We start from the raw sequence: 18,330 nt of genomic DNA, 5'->3' as shown, positions 1-18,330 counted from the left end.
GGAACGTAGCCACCCGGCGAAAAGCATCACGAGAAATACTGCTGCAACAGCGGTGCGGTATCCTGATTCGCAGGCACGGCAGGCGTGACGGCCTGAGTACGGAACGGAATCACCTGCGCACGGCCATCGACATTAACAATCTGGTAGAACTGCGGCAGATTGAAGTTGATGAAGCTGGAGCCGTAGGTGAAGCGGTCGTGTGATGAGGAGTAGAAGCGGCTAACGTCACGCACCAGCTCCTCTTTACTGCCTTCGCAGTGGTGATACACCTCTGCGCGGTTGGTCTCATCAAGAATATAGATGTTGAAACCAGCATCGTCTCCCGACTCTTCAAAGAAGAACTGGATAATCCCTTCACTGGCAAATCCATCCACCACCTGCGGCAACTTGACGTGGTTGGTCTCCACCTGAACCGACAGACCATGCAGTTTGTTGTGGGAAATCGCGCCGTAAAACTCAATGGCGTTCTCCAGCTTCTGCACCGACACGTTCAGGCGTTCGAAGAACAGACCCCAGGTTTGCCCTGAAACACGCAGCGCTTTAAAGCGACCCGTTTCCTGACGGGTACTGGAAAGACGCAGCTCAATACACTCTGAAACTAACTGCTGCACGCGGGTACGAATCAAACCACGCAGGTGCTGGCTGTAGCAGAACACTTCCACGCTGTCCGGCGGCGCGGCATCCTGGTGCATCTTACCGAGAATGGTTTTCAACGCTTCGATCATCGCCTGCTCGCCGTTGAAGTGCAGCGTACGCACTTCGTTCCACGAGTTGCGGTACAGCAGATCCACGCTGCCGACCAGGCAGTTTTGCTGCTCGCCAAAGCTGAAGACGTCCAGCTTGCGGAAATCAAAATGCACGACCTGATTGCGGAAGGCCGCCGTCGGGTCATATTCCAGGTTGACGATAATCGCCAGATGGCGAATTTCACACGGGCTGTATAGCGCTTTTGGCGTGGGTGCCGGCAGACGCAGCGGGAAGTGATGGGAGACATCCGCCACCATCTCCTGCAGTTTGGCTAAATCGACCACCTCGTTGCCTTTGATAAACAGGCGGGTGCGAGAGGTCAGCAGGCCGTTAAACCAGGCCCAGGCCACCAGCTTATTCAGGTAACGGTTATACTCCAGCGGCTGATGGCTAACGATCGAATCCATGCTTGGGGCACGGTTATACAGATACCACCCGGTGCGGTTCGCGCGGCCCGGCGGCACATAGATAAAGGTCAGGTTTGGCTCTGACAGATCGGGCGAAATTTGCGGGTTAACCAGGGTAACTTTGCCCGGCAGCGCTTCAAATGCGGCATACAGTTTGCGGGTCAGTACCCCGATGTCCTGCGGGCTGGCGGACACGCTGAGGTTGTTACGGCGCGCAAAGCGGATCAGGTTACGGTAGCTTTGCATCATCGCATCAAGCAGTTCGTTGTGCGCTTCACGCACCTGATCGATTTTCCAGTTGGCGCGATTGTCGAGCATGGAGAGACGCTCTTCGCCCCATCCCCACTCTTTGACGAGCTGAGAGACCACTTCACGACGCCAGCCCACGCAGGCGCGTTCGCGGCTCAATTTCTCACAAACTTTGAGATAGAAACATCGACGCACCAGGTCGAGACGCGTGGTGTCATCAATGGCTTTCAGGTACTCGGTAACGCGTTCCAGCATCATGCAGTAGGCGTCAAGCCCAAAGGAGACAATCTCCCCGTCGTGCAGACGCTGCTTGATATCTTTCGCCAGCAGGCGTGGGGTTGGGTATTCCCAGGAATAGGCTTCGAGCAACAACGTTTTCAGCACCGCTTTGTATGGTGAGTCGATGCTCTTATAAAGCTGCCAGAGGCTCGCGCCAAAGTACTCTTCGGCTGACAGGGAGCTCAGGCCGCCCAAATCCAGCCATTCGTTTGGCGTCAGTACGCCCTGCGCGTAGAGCGACATCACGTAATCATCGTAATGCTCTTCTTCTTCGCACGGGACCATATTCCACAGAATACGCTTCCCGGCCAGACGCACTGCCGTACGGTAAAATTCGTCCAGCAATAAAATGTGCTGCGTGGAGCCACAGTCCTCACCACCCAGACTGCCGCTTTCGTTATGGCGGAAACGGTTTTCATCAATCAGGAAGAAGCTCACTTCCACGCCAAGCGATGCCGCCCAGCTTTCCAGCAGGCTACATTTACGCTGCAGCAACTGACGCTCTTCGTTATCGAGCCAGGATTGATGACAGACCCAGATGTCCAGGTCAGACGAACAGCTTTGCCCTACCGAAGAGGTGCTCCCCATGGAGTAAACGCCGGTGATAGGCAGTTCACCTTTCGGGGATTCCTGCGGCGGCATGCCACGGTAGAGTTCAAGTTCGTTGAGATAATGCTGTTGGGTTTCATCAGGCGTGAAAAGGCAAATGCCCTTGGGAACGTTACCGTCAAGGTAACCCGGCATCAGCGGATGGTGATAGTGCAATAATGTCGGCAGCAGACTGTATACCTGCTGGAAAGCAGGGCCCATGGCAGCAAGCGCGCGATCCACACGCAGTTGATTGATGGCATCCAGTCTCTGTTTCAGAGTCTCAATATAGAGGTACAAGACGTATCGCCTGATGTTTCCGGGTGTCGCAAGCTATTCAAAAACCAAAATAACAGCGAGCCCGCAGTATTTCAAAAAGATAACCGTTACCCTTTTTCGCCCTTATCATTATGCTGGTACCGACGAAAAAATGGTCTAAAACGTGATCAATTTAACACCTTGCCGATTGACCGTAAAGAAAGTTGCGCTACATACAAAGTGTAGCACCGTTCTGTACGTGTAAATTCCTTAATACGGCTGTGGCTGACGAGAACTCCCGCCCTGTCCCTCTCTTCTTCATCACCGTAAAACTGCCATCCCAGAGTCAACAATGTTAGGATGGTTAGCGATTGATAATGACGGTAACAAGCATGTTAGACAATGTTTTGAGAATTGCCACACGCCAAAGCCCTCTTGCGCTCTGGCAGGCACATTATGTTAAGCAGCGCCTGGAAGCCTGCCACAGCGGCTTGCGCGTCGAGCTGGTGCCCATGGTCACGCGCGGCGATGTGATCCTTGATACGCCGCTGGCGAAAGTGGGCGGCAAAGGCTTGTTTGTCAAAGAACTGGAACTGGCATTGCTTGAGAACCGCGCCGATATCGCCGTGCATTCGATGAAAGACGTGCCCGTCGAGTTCCCGGAAGGGCTGGGACTGGTGACCATTTGCGAGCGCGAGGATCCGCGCGATGCGTTTGTCTCTAACCAGTTTGACTCGCTTGATGCGTTGCCCAAAGGCAGCGTGGTTGGCACGTCCAGTTTACGCCGCCAGTGTCAGTTGGCTGAACGCCGTCCGGATCTGATCATACGCTCGCTGCGCGGTAACGTCGGCACGCGTCTGGGCAAGCTGGATAACGGCGATTACGATGCCATTATCCTCGCGGTAGCAGGACTTAAGCGTCTGGGGCTGGAGTCACGCATTCGCGTCGCGTTGCCACCGGAGCTCTCTTTGCCGGCCGTGGGACAGGGCGCTGTAGGTATTGAGTGCCGTCTGGATGACAGGCGTACCCGTGAACTGCTTGCGCCGCTGAATCATGACGAGACGGCCATTCGCGTCAAAGCCGAGCGTGCGATGAATACCCGCCTTGAAGGGGGGTGCCAGGTGCCGATTGGCAGCTATGCTGAATTAATTAACGGTGAACTGTGGCTGCGTGCGCTGGTTGGCGCGCCGGACGGTTCGCAGATGGTACGCGGTGAGCGCCGCGGTAAACCGCAAGATGCTGAGCAGCTTGGCGTTTCGCTGGCGGAAGAGTTACTGGATAACGGTGCCCGCGAGATTCTGGCTGACGTTTACGATGGAGAGCCCCCTGCATGAGTATTCTCGTCACCCGCCCTTCTCCCGCAGGAGAGCAGTTAGTGAGCCGTCTGCGCGCACTGGGGCAGGTGGCCTGGAGTTTTCCGCTTATTGAATTCTCCCCGGGTCGGGAGCTGTCCGCGCTCGCCGACCATATGGATATCCATCAGGAAGGCGACCTGCTGTTTGCCTTGTCGCAACATGCCGTGGAATTTGCCCATGCGCAGCTACAGCAGCAGGGACTGAACTGGCCTACCGCGCCACGCTATTTTGCGATTGGCCGTTCTACCGCCCTGGCGCTGCATACCGTAAGTGGAGCAGATGTGCGTTACCCGTTAGATCGGGAAACCAGCGAAGTCTTGCTACAATTACCTGAATTACAAACCCTAATCGGAAAACGTGCGCTGATTTTACGCGGTAACGGCGGACGCGAACTGTTAGGCGAAACGCTGCGTGAACGCGGAGCTGACGTCACGTTTTGCGAATGTTATCAACGCTGTGCAAAACATTACGATGGTGCACAAGAGGCGATGCGCTGGCATACGCGCGGCATTACAACGCTGGTGGTGACCAGCGGCGAAATGCTGCAGCAACTCTGGTCGCTGGTGCCGCTTTGGTATCGTGAAAACTGGTTACTCCACTGTCGGCTTTTGGTCGTCAGTGAGCGTCTGGCGAACCTCGCCCGGGAACTGGGCTGGCAAGATATTCGGATCGCTGATAACGCCGACAACGATGCGCTGCTGCGCGCATTACAATAACTCTCATAATGGGATGCCATAATGACGGAACACGACAAATCCTCCGCCGTGGTTGAAGAGACCAGGGAGACTGTGGACATGACGCCACAGTCAGAAACGACTGAGAAAACCGTTGAGAAGAAAAACGGCAGCAACAAGACCAGCCTTGCGCTGAGCGCGATTGCCATCGCCATTGCGCTGGCAGCAGGCGTCAGCCTCTACGGTCTGGTGAAACAGCAAAGCACCAATCAGACGGCAACCAGCGACGCGCTGGTTAATCAGCTCGCTGCGCTGCAAAAAGCGCAGGAGACACAAAAAACCGAGCTGGAAGGCGTCATCAAACAGCAGGCCGCCGCGCTTGCCGATGCGAACAGCAAACAGGAAGAGCTAACCAAACAGCTGGACGAAGTGCAGCAAAAAGTGGCCTCCATTTCCGGTACCGATGCCAAAACATGGCTGCTTTCTCAGGCCGATTTTCTGGTGAAACTGGCCGGGCGTAAGCTCTGGAGCGATCAGGATGTCACCACCGCCGCCGCTCTGCTGAAAAGCGCAGATGCGAGCCTGGCGGACATGAACGATCCAAGCCTCATCACTGCACGTCGCGCCATTACCGAAGACATCGCCAGCCTCTCCGCCGTTTCTCAGGTGGATTATGACGGCATCATCCTCAAGGTAAATCAGCTCTCGAACCAGATTGATAACCTGCAGCTGGCAGATAACAACGACGACGATTCTCCCATGGATTCCGACGGCACCGAACTGTCCAGCTCCCTGAGCGAGTGGCGTGTAAACCTGCAAAAAAGCTGGCAGAACTTTATGGACAGCTTCATCACCATTCGTCGCCGTGATGAAACCGCCGTGCCGCTGTTAGCGCCGAACCAGGATATCTACCTGCGTGAGAACATTCGTTCCCGTCTGCTGGTCGCGGCCCAGGCCGTGCCACGTCATCAGGAAGAGACCTACAAACAGGCGCTGGATAACGTCTCCACATGGGTACGTGCTTACTACGATACCGATGATGCCACCACCACGGCGTTCCTCGATGACATCGACAAACTGAGTCAGCAGAACATCACCATGAACGTGCCGGATAAACTGGCCAGCCAGCCGATTCTGGAAAAGCTGATGCAAACGCGCGTACGTAACCTGCTGGCACAGCCGGGCGTTCCGGCTGAGCAGACGGGTGAACCTGCACCAGCCGCCGCGCCCGCGCCTGAAAGCGCCCCACAAGGAGAGTAACGATGCTTAAAGTACTCTTACTCTTTATCCTGCTGATCGCCGGGATCGTCCTTGGGCCGATGCTTGCCGGTCACCAGGGATACGTGTTGATCCAGACCGACAATTACAACATCGAAACCAGCGTAACGGGTCTGGTGATCATTCTGATCCTGGGCGTTGTGGTGCTGCTGGCGCTGGAGTGGATCCTGCGCCGTATTTTCCGCACCGGTGCCCATACCCGTGGCTGGTTCGTTGGCCGCAAGCGCCGTCGCGCCCGTAAGCAGACCGAGCAGGCGCTGATTAAGCTCGCCGAGGGCGACTATCAGCAGGTGGAAAAGCTGATGTCCAAAAACGCCGATCACGCCGAACAACCCGTCGTGAACTATCTGTTGGCTGCTGAAGCAGCTCAACAGCGTGGTGACGAGGCCCGTGCAAATCAGCATCTGGAGCGCGCATCGGAGATGGCGTCCGACAACCAGATCCCGGTTGAGATCACTCGCGTTCGCCTGCAGCTGGCACGTAATGAAAACCATGCGGCTCGCCACGGCGTTGACCGTCTGCTGGAAATCACTCCTCGCCACCCTGAAGTGCTGCGCCTTGCCGAGCAGGCCTATATCCGTACCGGTGCCTGGGGTTCACTGCTGGACATTATTCCTTCGATGGCGAAAGCCGACGTGGGTGATGATGAACATCGTGACGAACTCCAGCGCATGGCGTGGATTGGTTTGATGGATCAGGCGCGTGCCGATCTGGGCAGCGATGGTCTGAAAACCTGGTGGAAGAATCAGAGCCGCAAAACACGTCAGCAGGTTCCTCTGCAGGTGGCAATGGCGGAACACCTGATTGAATGTGACGATCATGACACGGCTCAGGAGATCCTCCTCGACGGTCTGAAGCGCCAGTACGACGATCGTCTGGTCATGGTGATCCCGCGTCTGAAAACCAACAACCCTGAGCAAATCGAAAAAGTGCTGCGTCAACAGATCAAAACCGTTGGCGATCGTCCGCTGCTCTGGAGCACGCTGGGCCAGTCGCTGATGAAACACGGTGAATGGCAGGAGGCGAGCCTCGCCTTCCGTGCGGCGTTAAAACAGCGCCCGGACGCGTTTGACTATGCGTGGCTTGCCGATACGCTCGACAAGCAGCATAAACCGGAAGAAGCTGCCGCCATGCGGCGCGACGGGCTTCTGCTAACGCTACAGAACAACGGAACGCAGCAGTAATTATCAAGGAGGCCAGACGGCCTCCTTTTTTAGGCATAAAAAAACGCCTGCTATAAGAGCAGGCGTTAAAACAGGTCTGTAAGACAACATATTTGGTGCTTCACTCAACGTTATGCCCATGGTGTCTGATGAGGCCGAAGCGACATCTGTCAGTGGACGATAAGCACCGTAAATGGCTCTGCATCATTCCTGAGTTTATGAGGCACGAAGGCGAACATAAGAGATGGAATGAGCATCTACACGTATATTATTGCACGTTACATGCCAACGTTACACGAAGAAATTTTACATCGCGCAACATTTTAAGATAAAAGGAATTTCTGCTGCTAAGACCCGTCTGACGCACCATAAGATATCGGTAAAAGCGCAGAAGTGTCGTCAGAAAGAGACGGTTAAGACGCTGATGAAATATTATTTTAGTTTTCAATTAATTAAGTGTCGCTGGTTCGCGACAACAGGAAACGCGTATGTCGGGGAATGGATACAGAGGTGAAAAGCCGCAGAAAACAAAAAACCCCGCCGAAGCGGGGTTCAAAATTGGTCGGCGAGAGAGGATTCGAACCTCCGACCCACTGGTCCCAAACCAGTTGCGCTACCAAGCTGCGCTACTCGCCGATGTACTGCTTTTTGAATTTTTAGTTCAATTCATTAAAGTCGTGGTGCGAGGGGGGGGACTTGAACCCCCACGTCCGTAAGAACACTAACACCTGAAGCTAGCGCGTCTACCAATTCCGCCACCTTCGCAATTCACAACTCTTCAATAATGGGGTGGCTAATGGGATTCGAACCCACGACAACTGGAATCACAATCCAGGGCTCTACCAACTGAGCTATAGCCACCACTGTATTCTTTCACGCGGTACTGACTACTTCTCAGACCACCGCAGCTCTAGCGCCGGGACTAAAATGGCGCGCCCGACAGGATTCGAACCTGAGACCTCTGCCTCCGGAGGGCAGCGCTCTATCCAGCTGAGCTACGGGCGCTTAGCGCCGTTGCGGGGCTGGATATTACGTACCTCCGACCCCGCTGTCTAGTGCTTTTTTGAAAAAAATGCGCGTTTGGTTATGGTTTGCACATTTTGCCGCTTATTCCTCCACTTTCTGCGTGGTGACGCGGCGCCCCAGCCCAAATAGCTTATAGGCTGCAGTGACTGCCGCCAGGAAGATCATCCCGACAAACAGCGACATGCGGGTATCATCATTAAAGTACATCCCGATTAATACGCAAATCAGGAACGCCATCGTCAAATAGTTCGCATACGGGAACAGAATCGAGCGGAACGGATGGCTGGCAATCGCCTGTTTATGCGCATGGCGGAAACGCAGCTGGCTGATCAGAATAACGAACCACGGCACCATCCCCGGCAGCACGCTGGCGCTGTAGACATAAACAAATACGCGCTGCGGATTTGGAATAATGTAGTTCAGGCATGAGCCAATCAGCAGGATGGCAATCGACACCGCCACACCCGCAACAGGCACACCCGCGCGGGACACTTTACTCATTGCCGCAGGCAATTGGTTATTCTTCGAAAGCGCATAGAGCATACGACCGCAGCTGTACATTCCGCTGTTACAGCCAGACAACGCCGCCGTCAGGACGACAAAGTTGATGATACCTGCCGCCGCCGTAATACCAATCTTCGCGAATGTTAAGACAAACGGGCTGCCTGTCGTGCCGATCTCATTCCACGGGAAGATGGTCACGATAACGAAGATCGCCCCCACATAGAAAATCAGGATACGCCACAGCACCTTACCCACTGCACTACGCAGCGTGACCTGCGGGTTCTTCGCTTCACCGGCTGTAATACCGATAAGCTCAACGCCCTGATAGGACGCGACAACGATACACAGCGCCGTCAGGAAGCCTTTCCAGCCACCAGCGAAGAAGCCGCCGTGTTCGGTCAGGTTACCGAAGCCAATCGCGTGACCACCGTTGCCAAAGCCGAAGAAGATGACGCCGAGTCCAACCACAATCATCACGATGATGGTGGTGACTTTAATCATCGCAAACCAGAACTCGATTTCACCATAAAGGCGAACGGCTGCCAGGTTTGCCATTGCCACCAGCCCCACAGCAATCAGCGCCGGTATCCACTGGACCATATCCGGGAACCAGAACTGCACATACACCCCGATTGCGGTAATCTCCGAGATACCCACCGCCATCCACATAAACCAGTATGACCAGGCCGTCAGATAGCCGAAGAACGGGCTCATGTAGCGGTGCGCATAGACGGCGAAAGAGCCGGTCACTGGCTCCAGGAAGAGCATTTCGCCCATTGAACGCATGATGAAGAAAACGAACAGGCCAGCAATAATATATGCCAGCAGAACGGATGGCCCAGCCCATTTGAGCGTGCTTGCAGAGCCCATAAACAGGCCCACACCAATAGTGCCGCCCAGCGCTATCAGTTCAATATGACGAGCTTCCAGCCCACGCTGTAGCTCCGGTTTTTTCTCTGCCATAGATCCTCGGTTGTGTTTGCTGTTTCCCGGCTTAATACCAGGTATTGTTTTTTAGGGGTACTAAAATACGGAGCGAATGGTTTCTTAAATTCTGCAAAATGGCAAACAATGCATTAAAAAAATAAATGCATTGCACAGTTTCGCAGCAGTTTTGCAGGGGAGTTGCAGCGCGAACAGCATATCGCGCTACATTTTGATTACATTTTTCCGGTGTAGTGCCAGGCGAGATAACGCAGCAGACGGAGCTGGCGTTTAATACGTGTTGGTTGCGACAGCAGGCGGTACAGCCACTCCAGTCCCAGGTTTTGCCATACCTTCGGCGCACGTTTTACATGGCCAGTGAAGACGTCATAGGTCCCGCCGACGCCCATATAGAGGGCATCCGGGCAAACCAGACGGCAATCACGCATCAAAATTTCCTGGCGCGGTGAGCCCATCGCCACGGTGACAATTTTCGCCCCGCTGTCGCGCACGCGGTCAAACAGCGCCTGCCGGTCCTCGGGTTTAAAATAGCCGTCCTGGCTACCCACAATATTAACATTCCACTGACGCCGCAGCTTCTGCTCGGTCTGTGCCAGGACCTCAGGCTTACCGCCAATAAGAAATACGGGCGTGCCTTCTGCCCCTGCACGTGCCATCAGCTGTTCCCAGAGATCGGCCCCCGCGACGCGTGAAACATTAGCACCAGGAAACTTTTTGCGGATCGAGCGTACCACGCTGATACCGTCCGCGTATTTAAACTCGGCGGCCTCGATCAGACTTCTGACTTCAGCGTTATCTTCTACCGCCAGCATCTTCTCCGCATTGATGGCGACCAGCGTACCGGATTTCATCTGGCCACCCGCAAAGAGAAAATCCAGCGCGTGTTGCATATCGCGCCAGCCAATAAGCTGCAGGCCACGCAGCGCGTAGCGCGGTGCAGAGGTTGTGTCGGTCATGACTATCCTTACTCAGACTTGCGACAGCGTTCTGCTGCCCTGTGGCTCGCGCTTATGCACAAGCCCTGCACTGTCAAACAGCCAGTACAGCAGTTTGGCCAGCAGCAGGCAGACGCCGAAAACGACCATGAAGAAAACCACGCGCGAGACGAAGGAATCCAGCCCCTCGCGCGCCAGAACGATCATATTGAAAATGGCACCAAAGCAGAAACTGTGCAAAATGGCGGCCTTGTAGCGGTTAGTCTCTTCGTTGCCGAGCACATAGAGCCAGTCAAACCATTTGATAATCAGCCCTACCACAACCGCGCCCGGCAGAATAAACCAGCTTCCGCCCATTACCACCAGCGAACCAATCAGCGTAGGGGAAATGGCCAGACCTGAATGGTTGTTCAGCACTTCCCAGGTGAAGTAGTTCGCTGTGTTGAGCACGGCACCCGGGCGGTCAGGCCACAGCCACGACGGGATAAACACATAGAAGTCACGCACAATGGGCGCCAGCCCCTGGAAATCGATCTTGTCGTAGTTTTGCAGCAGTAAAGCGAGGTTTTCCCACGGCGAGAAGGTGTCGCGCGTGAGATACAGGAAGGTGTAAAACGCTTCGTCACCGGCCACGTTCAGTCCATAGCGCTTAAGGGCCAGCCAGAACATCCCCACAATGCCAAACACGCCCGCTGCCGCCAGCATCCACAGGGAGATCCACCCGCGAATGATGCCGATAAACAGGAAAATCGCAAAGGCGATAATAATGTTGGCGCGCGTCCCACCCACAATCATGTAGGTCAGGAAACCAAAGGCGACCGTGCTCACCAGGAAGAAGAGCCAGGCCTTACTGTCCTGGCGCAGGAAAAAGATCACCAGCATTGCCGGGATGAAGAAATAGAAGAAGCGCTTAAGCGCCACGCCCGAAACTTCGGCAGAAAAAATCTGACTGTAGGAGTGCAGCTTAAACAGCAAAAAGCCGTTATGCATGAAGAAGATCCCCACGCTGACCAGCGCGATGGTCATCAGCATTACCCACGTCAGATGGGTCTCTACCCTGTTCATGGTGAACAGCGGACGACGCGGCGCACTCGCTTTCACCGCACGCAGACGCGTTTTATAGGTGACGTAGTACACCGCATAGAAGCAGGTCGCCGACAAGAGTGCCTGGAGCAGGATTTCCGGCGGCGCGACACTCACGTCAAAACGGAAAACCAGAATACTGGTCAGCGGAAAACCGAAGAAGAAGGTCAGAAGAAACAGTAACGAGAAGAAGACGTTAAAGTTAAAACGCACGCGGCGGAACTCAAACCAGGTCAGAGTGGCGATAAATAGCGTGCTCAGAAGCCATACCACTAACAAGCCGCTGAATTGCAACTGGCTCATGCGTTGTCTCCTGAAGCGATACGCAGCGCACGGTGCCACGGCGTAAGGTAGTTCGGACTAAAGAAATCGATGGTACTTTTATCCACCAGCGCCAGTTGACGCTGAGCTTCGCGTACCACCTCCACGTTCAGGGTATCCGTGGTGAACAGCACCGGAATGTGTTGTTCAGCCATATCCTGCCAGAACGGATTATCGCGATTAAGCACACAGGGAACGCCTGCCTGAATCAGCAGGCACAGCGTGCCAATTCCCTGCTGGCGGGCAAAGATGAAATAGCCGAGATCGCACTGGCGAAGCAGCGCAAGATATTCATCAAATTCCAGCTTATCGCGCAGGATGTTCACATTCTCCGGGCTAAACAATCCCAGAGCCTGCTGACGAACGTCGTTGATGTAAGCATCATTGTTGGCCGGATAGCCCATCGGCACAACGACATTCACCGTGTCACCAAACTGCTGATGTACCACCTTCAGCGCAGCAATATGCTCGTTGCTGCGATCGCCAGAGTTACCCACCAGGATCGTCAGCTTACCCTCACGCGGCGTATCGTTTGCCATGTTATTCAGCGCCGGGTTCATGCGTGTCGGGAAATAGAGCAACTCACCGCGAACGTTGGGGTGCTGTTTCGCGAAGTAATTGAGATCGCCACGGGTGGCGAAAACACAGCCAACCCGCCCCTGCGCCATACGCCGTAGCGGGTAGAAGAGCCGGAACTTCCAGCCGCGGGAGACTTCATAGAGATCGGCTCCCCAGATATGCCAGCTGCACTGGGAAGGTTTAATCCCGCCGCTCAGGAGAGCCAGCCACAGACCGGTATTAAATTGTCCATGGAAGAAGAAGCGCTGCTCACGATCCGCTTTCGCTTTCGCGACAACTGCCTTCGCCAGGGCGGCTTTATCCGGCCAGAAGGTAAGCGTCAGCGCCGGACACATCTCGCTCAGCCCCCTGTCCTGGCCTGCAACCATAAACTCGCGTGCATCGGGATTGCCCGGGGCCAGCTCATCGTTGAAGAACCGCAAAACGGTCTGGTTATGGTGTGGGATATCCGATCCCAGTATGTGAATCAGTGCAGTCATGCGCGTTTACGCCAAAGTAAAAATACGCCGCAACAGGCAGCGAAATAAACGATATAGGTTGCCATATAGGCCTGAGCCGCCCCCAGTGCACCGTGTGCCGGGATCAGCCAGTGTGAGAACGCCGTCAGGAGCGTAAACTGGCTTATCTCTGCCAGGATATACAAACGCAGCGAGGCTTTCGCAATCACCAGATACCCGAATACGTAAGCGCCTACTTTCAGTACATCCCCCACCAGCTGCCAGGCAAACAGATCGCGCATGGCGATGAATTTCGCCGAAAAGAGCAGCCAGATGGCGACATCGCGCAATAACCACACGGTAAAACTGGCCGCCGCCACGGCGGGAAGTACAAAACGCAGCGAGCGGGTAATCTCGCGGGTAATATCCTGTCGGGAGCTCAGACGCGATAAGGTTGGCAGCAACCAGACGCTAAAGGAAGCCGTTATAAATTGGAGGTAGGCGTCAGAAATGCTACTTACGCCCTGCCAAATTCCCACCTCATCCCAGCTGTAATGCGCCGCCAGCAGGTTTCGCATCATCACGTAAGCCACCGGCAGCGTAACAGAGGTAATGAGCGCCATCAGGGTAAATTTACCCAGTTGACCCGCAAGCACCTTGTCCCACTGCGGTTTCAGGTAGCTTAAGGGGATAACGCCACGACGCATGAGCATAAACGCCGCCGGAACGACCACTAACGCAGGTACCAGCGCCAGACCCAGTAGCGCGCCTTCATACCCGCCCAGGCGATAGCAGAAGTAATAGGCGATAACACCTATAACGCTGCCCAGGATCAGCGCAAGCGCGTTCCCGGCAGCATCACGAAACCCTTTCATCAGCGCCAGTAGCAGGTTAGCCCACGCGATCCCCATCTGAACCAGAGCGACCAGACGCACCAGCCCTTCATAATGCGTGTGTCCAAACAGCCCCTGACTAATGGGGGCCGCCGCCAGCAGAAACACCGCGGCCAGCAGAGTAGAGAAACCTAACACCATCGCCGACGATGTGCCGACGACTTTGCACAGCTGCGCTGCGTCATCCTGATGCTGTGCAACGTATTTCGTAACGCCGTTGAAGATCCCGGCGCCAGCCAATACCCCAAGGACGGTGACAAGCTGGCGGAAATTACCCGCCAGACCCACCCCAGAAGGGCCGAATGAGACGGCCAGCAGCTTGACGACCAGCAGCCCGGCGCCAATTTTGACAAGCGTGGACGCGGCGGTCCACACCGATGCTTTTGCCAGAGACATATCAGCCGAAATAGCTCAGAAGGGTATTAATCACCGTACGCTGGTTAACCGGCGCAAGGTTGTAGAACAGTGGCAAGCGAAGCAAACGCTCACTTTCTTTCGTGGTATAGCGGTCTTCACCCGCGAATGTCCCGAACGCTTCACCGGCCGGGCTGGAGTGCAGCGGAATGTAGTGGAACACCGCCATAATCTCAGCCTCTTTCAGCCAGGCAATCAGCTTGCTGCGATCGTCGTTATCGCGCAGTTTGATATAGAACATATGGGCATTGTGGACGCAGTCTGCCGGAATGGTCGGCAGCGCAATACGCCCGACTTTTGCCAGCGGTGCCAGCGCGTCGTAATAGGTCTGCCACAGGGACAAACGCTGCAGGTTAATGCGCTCTGCCGCCTCCAGCTGTGCCCACAGATACGCCGCCTGCAGATCCGCCATCAGATAGCTTGAGCCAATATCGCGCCAGGTATACTTATCAACCTGGCCACGGAAGAACTGGCTGCGGTTGGTGCCTTTTTCGCGGATCACTTCCGCACGCTCAACCAGCGCGCGGTCGTTAATCAGCGTCGCGCCACCTTCACCACCTGCGGTGTAGTTTTTGGTTTCGTGGAAGCTAAAGCAGCCGATGTGGCCGATGGTGCCGAGCGCGCGTCCTTTGTAGGTGGACATCACGCCCTGAGCGGCATCTTCCACCACAAACAGGTTATGCTTTTTCGCGATCGCCATAATGGTGTCCATTTCACAGGCCACGCCCGCGTAATGGACCGGAACAATCGCCCGCGTTTTATCAGTGATCGCCGCTTCAATCAGCGTTTCATCGATATTCATGGTGTCCGGACGAATATCCACAAAGACGATTTTCGCCCCGCGTAACACAAACGCGTTTGCCGTGGAGACGAAGGTGTAGCTCGGCATAATGACTTCATCACCGGGCTGAATATCCAGCAACAGCGCAGCCATTTCCAGCGACGCCGTACAGGAAGGGGTCAGCAGCACTTTAGCGCTGTGAAAACGCTGTTCCATCCACTGCTGGCAGCGACGGGTAAACCCACCATCACCGCAGAGTTTGCCGCTGCCCATAGCAGACTGCATATAGTCGAGTTCGGTTCCCACGACGGGTGGTGCGTTAAATGGAATCATCTTGTCACCTGTATAACCAGTAGGCGGTGGCGTCGATGTTGGCACCACTCGCAATATAACGTTTAAGCGCAGCGGTGTTGCCCATCTGGGTTGCCACCCGCAGCGTCGAGACCTGTTGCTGCTGCGCCCAGTGTAGCGCCGCCTGCATGAGTTTCTCGCCCATACCCCGGCCGGCTAATAAGCCGATACGCGCCTCGCGCTCGTTGAGCTTGCGAAGCGAAACAAAACCCTGGATCTGGCCGTCCGCCGCGCGGAACACCAGACAAACATGATCGAACGTCCCTTTTACCGCATTCTCAATCCACTGGGCATAGAAACGTCCGCTGTCCTCAGGTGCATACCAGGGGGCACGAAAGCGGCTGCGGGCAAACGCCTGCGCCGCCATTTCGCGCAGCACCGGGATATCCTGCTTAGCGGCAACCTCCGCACCTGGCGCCTCATGCCGGGTTAGCGTAATGGCAAGATCGACTTCGCCTTCCACCAGCTGAAAACCGTGTTGCTGAAGCGCATCAAGCAGGTCGGCGCGGTCCGCCGGGATCTTCGCCTGTACCCGCTGCCAGACGCGAAAGTCGGCGTCGGTCAGTGCCGGTGCAGTTTCGCGCAGACGCAGAATGGCTGAAGGCAGGCCAAAAAAATGGCTCTCCCACTCAAGGGACTCAAGCGTCCCGTTCAGGTTGCTCAACGCCAGACACCTTTGGTATCAACAATGTAACGCTGCTGTACGGCATCAGCGGGGGTCGCTTTAAACTCTTTATGATCCACCAGCAGCACCAGTACGTCCGCCGTGGCCAGCGCGTCATCCAGCGCGGTAAGCGTGCAGTTCCCCGCCAGTTTTGCCGGCAGTTCATGAATATTCGGCTCGACTACCAGCGTTTCGCCCGTGTGCCATTGGGCAATCATCTCAGCAATTTCCATCGCCGGGCTTTCGCGCAGATCGTCGATGTTAGGTTTGAATGCCAGGCCAAAACAGGCAATTTTCAGTTCGCTGGCCCGTTTGCCACTCTCAGCCAGACAATCTGCCACCGTGGTTTTAACCTGGTTGAGAACCCAGTGTGGCTTGCTGTCGTTAACTTCGCGCGCGGTGCGGATCAGGCGTGCCTGATCGGGGTTTTGCGCCACGATAAACCATGGATCGACGGCGATACAGTGACCGCCCACGCCCGGGCCTGGCTGCAGAATGTTAACGCGCGGATGACGATTCGCCAGGCTGATTAATTCCCAGACGTTAATCCCCTGATCGGCACAAATGAGCGACAGTTCGTTGGCAAAAGCGATGTTCACGTCGCGGAAGCTGTTTTCCGTCAGTTTGCACATTTCTGCGGTACGGGAGTTCGTCACCACGCATTCGCCTTCGAGGAAAATCTTGTACAGCGCGCTGGCACGAGCGGAACAAACAGGCGTCATCCCGCCAATCACGCGGTCGTTTTTAATCAGTTCGACCATCACCTGCCCCGGCAGCACGCGCTCCGGACAGTAGGCAATATTGATATCGGCCTGCTCTCCCGCCTGCTGCGGGAAGCTTAAATCCGGCCGGGCTTCTGCCAGCCACTGTGCCATCTGCTCGGTTGCGCCAACCGGAGAAGTGGACTCCAGGATCACCAGCGCCCCTTTCTTGAGCACAGGTGCAATAGATTTCGCAGCGGCCTCGACGTAGACCATGTCGGGTTCATGGTCGCCTTTGAATGGCGTCGGCACAGCAATGAGATAAGCATCGGCTTCAACCGGCGTGGTACTGGCGCGCAGGTATCCCCCATCAACGGCCTCTTTGACCACGCGGTCGAGATCGGGCTCCACAATATGGATTTCGCCACGGTTAATGGTTTCCACCGCGCGCGCATTGATGTCCACGCCTACAACCTGTTTTTGACGAGAGGCAAATGCTGCCGCAGTAGGCAAGCCAATATAGCCAAGACCAATGACAGAGATGGTAGTAAAACTCATAGCGATACCCGATTGTGTTTAAGTGCATGCAAAATACGGCCACAAGCCAGCCCATCACCGTACGGGTTATGGGCCCGGCTCATCGCCTGATACGCTTCTTCGTCGTGCAGCAGGTGTGTCACTTCATCGACGATACGCTGCTTATCCGTGCCGACCAGACGCACCGTGCCCGCTTTTACCGCCTCCGGGCGCTCGGTGGTTTCACGCATTACCAGCACCGGCTTGCCGAGTGAAGGTGCTTCTTCCTGAATACCGCCTGAATCAGTGAGGATCAGCCAGGCATGATTCATAAGCCAGACAAACGGCATGTAGTCCTGCGGCTCAATCAGAAGGACATTTTCAACATGTCCCAGAATGCGGTTGACCGGCTCGCTGACGTTAGGGTTGAGATGCACCGGATAGACAATCTGCACATCTTCGTTTTGCGCGGCGATTTCAGCCAACGCATGACAGATTTGCTCGAAACCCCGGCCAAAGCTTTCACGACGGTGGCCGGTCACCAGAATGGTTTTTTTGCCGTTGTTCAGGAACGGGTAACGCGCAGCGAGTTCTGCCTGAAGTTCATTGTTAGCCAGCACACGGTCACGCACCCAAATCAGGGCATCAATAACCGTATTGCCGGTCACAAAGATTTTATTGTCGGCGATATTTTCACACAGCAAGTTCTGGCGCGAATTTTCGGTGGGTGCAAAGTGGTACATCGCCAGATGCCCGGTAAGCGTGCGGTTGGCTTCTTCCGGCCACGGCGAGTAAAGATTGCCGGTGCGTAGGCCCGCTTCAACGTGGCCGACAGGAATACGTTGATAAAACGCAGCCATGCTGGCCGCCACAGTAGTGGTGGTGTCGCCATGCACCAACACAACATCCGGCTTAAAGGATTCCAGAATGGGCTTAAGCTCTTGCAAGATACGGCAGGTAATCTCCGTTAATCCCTGCCCCGGCTTCATAATATTCAGATCGTAGTCCGGGACGATGGAAAAGAGCGTTAAAACCTGATCGAGCATCTCCCGGTGTTGCGCCGTAACGCACACTTTCGCTTCAATATCAGGATCGCTGGCCAGCGCATGCACCAGAGGCGCCATCTTGATGGCCTCCGGCCTGGTACCAAATACGGTAAGTACTTTCACATCGATTCTCTTC

At 55.3% G+C, this 18,330-nt stretch carries 14 protein-coding genes and 4 tRNA genes; 4 read left to right on the top strand and 14 right to left on the bottom strand.

All coding sequences use genetic code 11. The features are described from left to right. Nucleotides 1-26: 26 nt before the first annotated feature. Nucleotides 27-2,570: a class I adenylate cyclase gene (gene cyaA / locus EQV24_RS23345; protein WP_062729356.1), complete on the bottom strand. Its 2,544-nt coding sequence runs from the start codon at nt 2,568-2,570 to the stop codon at nt 27-29. Between the two features lie 350 nt (nt 2,571-2,920). Here cyaA and hemC point away from each other — a divergent pair, with 350 nt between their 5' ends. From hemC to hemY, 4 genes are read left to right on the top strand one after another with little or no spacing between them, the layout of a single operon-like run. After that, complete coding sequence (gene hemC / locus EQV24_RS23340) at nt 2,921-3,862, top strand: hydroxymethylbilane synthase (protein ID WP_032618596.1); 942 nt, start codon at nt 2,921-2,923, stop codon at nt 3,860-3,862. Further along, on the top strand, nt 3,859-4,599 hold the full coding sequence (hemD, locus tag EQV24_RS23335) for a uroporphyrinogen-III synthase (RefSeq protein ID WP_130627095.1): 741 nt from the start codon (nt 3,859-3,861) through the stop codon (nt 4,597-4,599). Before hemC ends, hemD begins: the two co-directional genes overlap by 4 nt. Before the next feature lie 21 nt (nt 4,600-4,620). Then, on the top strand, nt 4,621-5,817 hold the full coding sequence (gene hemX / locus EQV24_RS23330; protein WP_044159144.1) for a uroporphyrinogen-III C-methyltransferase: 1,197 nt from the start codon (nt 4,621-4,623) through the stop codon (nt 5,815-5,817). A gap of 2 nt (nt 5,818-5,819) precedes the next feature. Beyond that, complete coding sequence (gene hemY / locus EQV24_RS23325; RefSeq protein WP_013099267.1) at nt 5,820-7,019, top strand: protoheme IX biogenesis protein HemY; 1,200 nt, start codon at nt 5,820-5,822, stop codon at nt 7,017-7,019. Nucleotides 7,020-7,557: 538 nt separating this feature from the next. Here the strand turns inward: hemY and EQV24_RS23320 are convergent. The 13 genes from EQV24_RS23320 to wecB all read right to left on the bottom strand — a co-directional run bounded on the left by EQV24_RS23320 (nt 7,558) and on the right by wecB (nt 18,317). Further along, nucleotides 7,558-7,634, bottom strand: a tRNA-Pro gene (locus tag EQV24_RS23320). Nucleotides 7,635-7,676: 42 nt separating this feature from the next. Then, nucleotides 7,677-7,763: transfer RNA gene (locus EQV24_RS23315), tRNA-Leu, on the bottom strand. 20 nt (nt 7,764-7,783) lie between these two features. Continuing rightward, nucleotides 7,784-7,859 (bottom strand) — tRNA-His (locus EQV24_RS23310). Between the two features lie 67 nt (nt 7,860-7,926). Then, nucleotides 7,927-8,003 (bottom strand) — tRNA-Arg (locus EQV24_RS23305). A 102-nt stretch (nt 8,004-8,105) separates the two neighbouring features. Continuing rightward, nucleotides 8,106-9,491, bottom strand: coding sequence for an amino acid permease (locus EQV24_RS23300; protein ID WP_013099268.1), 1,386 nt, complete (start codon nt 9,489-9,491; stop codon nt 8,106-8,108). Between the two features lie 197 nt (nt 9,492-9,688). Continuing rightward, entirely contained in the window at nt 9,689-10,429 is a 741-nt protein-coding gene (gene wecG / locus EQV24_RS23295; RefSeq protein WP_013099269.1) for a lipopolysaccharide N-acetylmannosaminouronosyltransferase, read from the bottom strand. A 12-nt stretch (nt 10,430-10,441) separates the two neighbouring features. After that, nucleotides 10,442-11,794 (bottom strand): ECA oligosaccharide polymerase, encoded by a 1,353-nt coding sequence (gene wzyE, locus EQV24_RS23290; protein ID WP_014833719.1) that lies wholly within the window; start codon nt 11,792-11,794, stop codon nt 10,442-10,444. Further along, nucleotides 11,791-12,870, bottom strand: a complete 1,080-nt coding sequence (locus EQV24_RS23285) for a TDP-N-acetylfucosamine:lipid II N-acetylfucosaminyltransferase (protein ID WP_130627094.1) — start codon at nt 12,868-12,870, stop codon at nt 11,791-11,793. The genes wzyE and EQV24_RS23285 overlap by 4 nt, the downstream gene beginning before the upstream one ends. Continuing rightward, the gene (gene wzxE, locus EQV24_RS23280; protein WP_130627093.1) at nt 12,867-14,117 is read right to left on the bottom strand and encodes a lipid III flippase WzxE; all 1,251 of its coding nucleotides are present in this window, start codon (nt 14,115-14,117) and stop codon (nt 12,867-12,869) included. The genes EQV24_RS23285 and wzxE overlap by 4 nt, the downstream gene beginning before the upstream one ends. Nucleotide 14,118: 1 nt before the next feature. After that, nucleotides 14,119-15,249: a dTDP-4-amino-4,6-dideoxygalactose transaminase gene (gene rffA / locus EQV24_RS23275; protein WP_013099273.1), complete on the bottom strand. Its 1,131-nt coding sequence runs from the start codon at nt 15,247-15,249 to the stop codon at nt 14,119-14,121. A 4-nt stretch (nt 15,250-15,253) separates the two neighbouring features. After that, complete coding sequence (rffC, locus tag EQV24_RS23270) at nt 15,254-15,931, bottom strand: dTDP-4-amino-4,6-dideoxy-D-galactose acyltransferase (protein WP_057071198.1); 678 nt, start codon at nt 15,929-15,931, stop codon at nt 15,254-15,256. Next, nucleotides 15,928-17,190, bottom strand: coding sequence for a UDP-N-acetyl-D-mannosamine dehydrogenase (wecC, locus tag EQV24_RS23265; protein WP_013099275.1), 1,263 nt, complete (start codon nt 17,188-17,190; stop codon nt 15,928-15,930). The genes rffC and wecC overlap by 4 nt, the downstream gene beginning before the upstream one ends. Beyond that, nucleotides 17,187-18,317, bottom strand: a complete 1,131-nt coding sequence (wecB, locus tag EQV24_RS23260; protein WP_038985275.1) for a UDP-N-acetylglucosamine 2-epimerase (non-hydrolyzing) — start codon at nt 18,315-18,317, stop codon at nt 17,187-17,189. Before wecB ends, wecC begins: the two co-directional genes overlap by 4 nt. Between the last annotated feature and the right edge of the window lie 13 nt (nt 18,318-18,330).

Origin of the sequence: Enterobacter sp. A8, assembly GCF_004296595.1 — a bacterium.
In the GTDB taxonomy this organism is placed as follows: Bacteria; Pseudomonadota; Gammaproteobacteria; order Enterobacterales; family Enterobacteriaceae; genus Enterobacter; species Enterobacter cloacae.
This window is presented reverse-complemented; position numbering and strand designations above follow the sequence as displayed.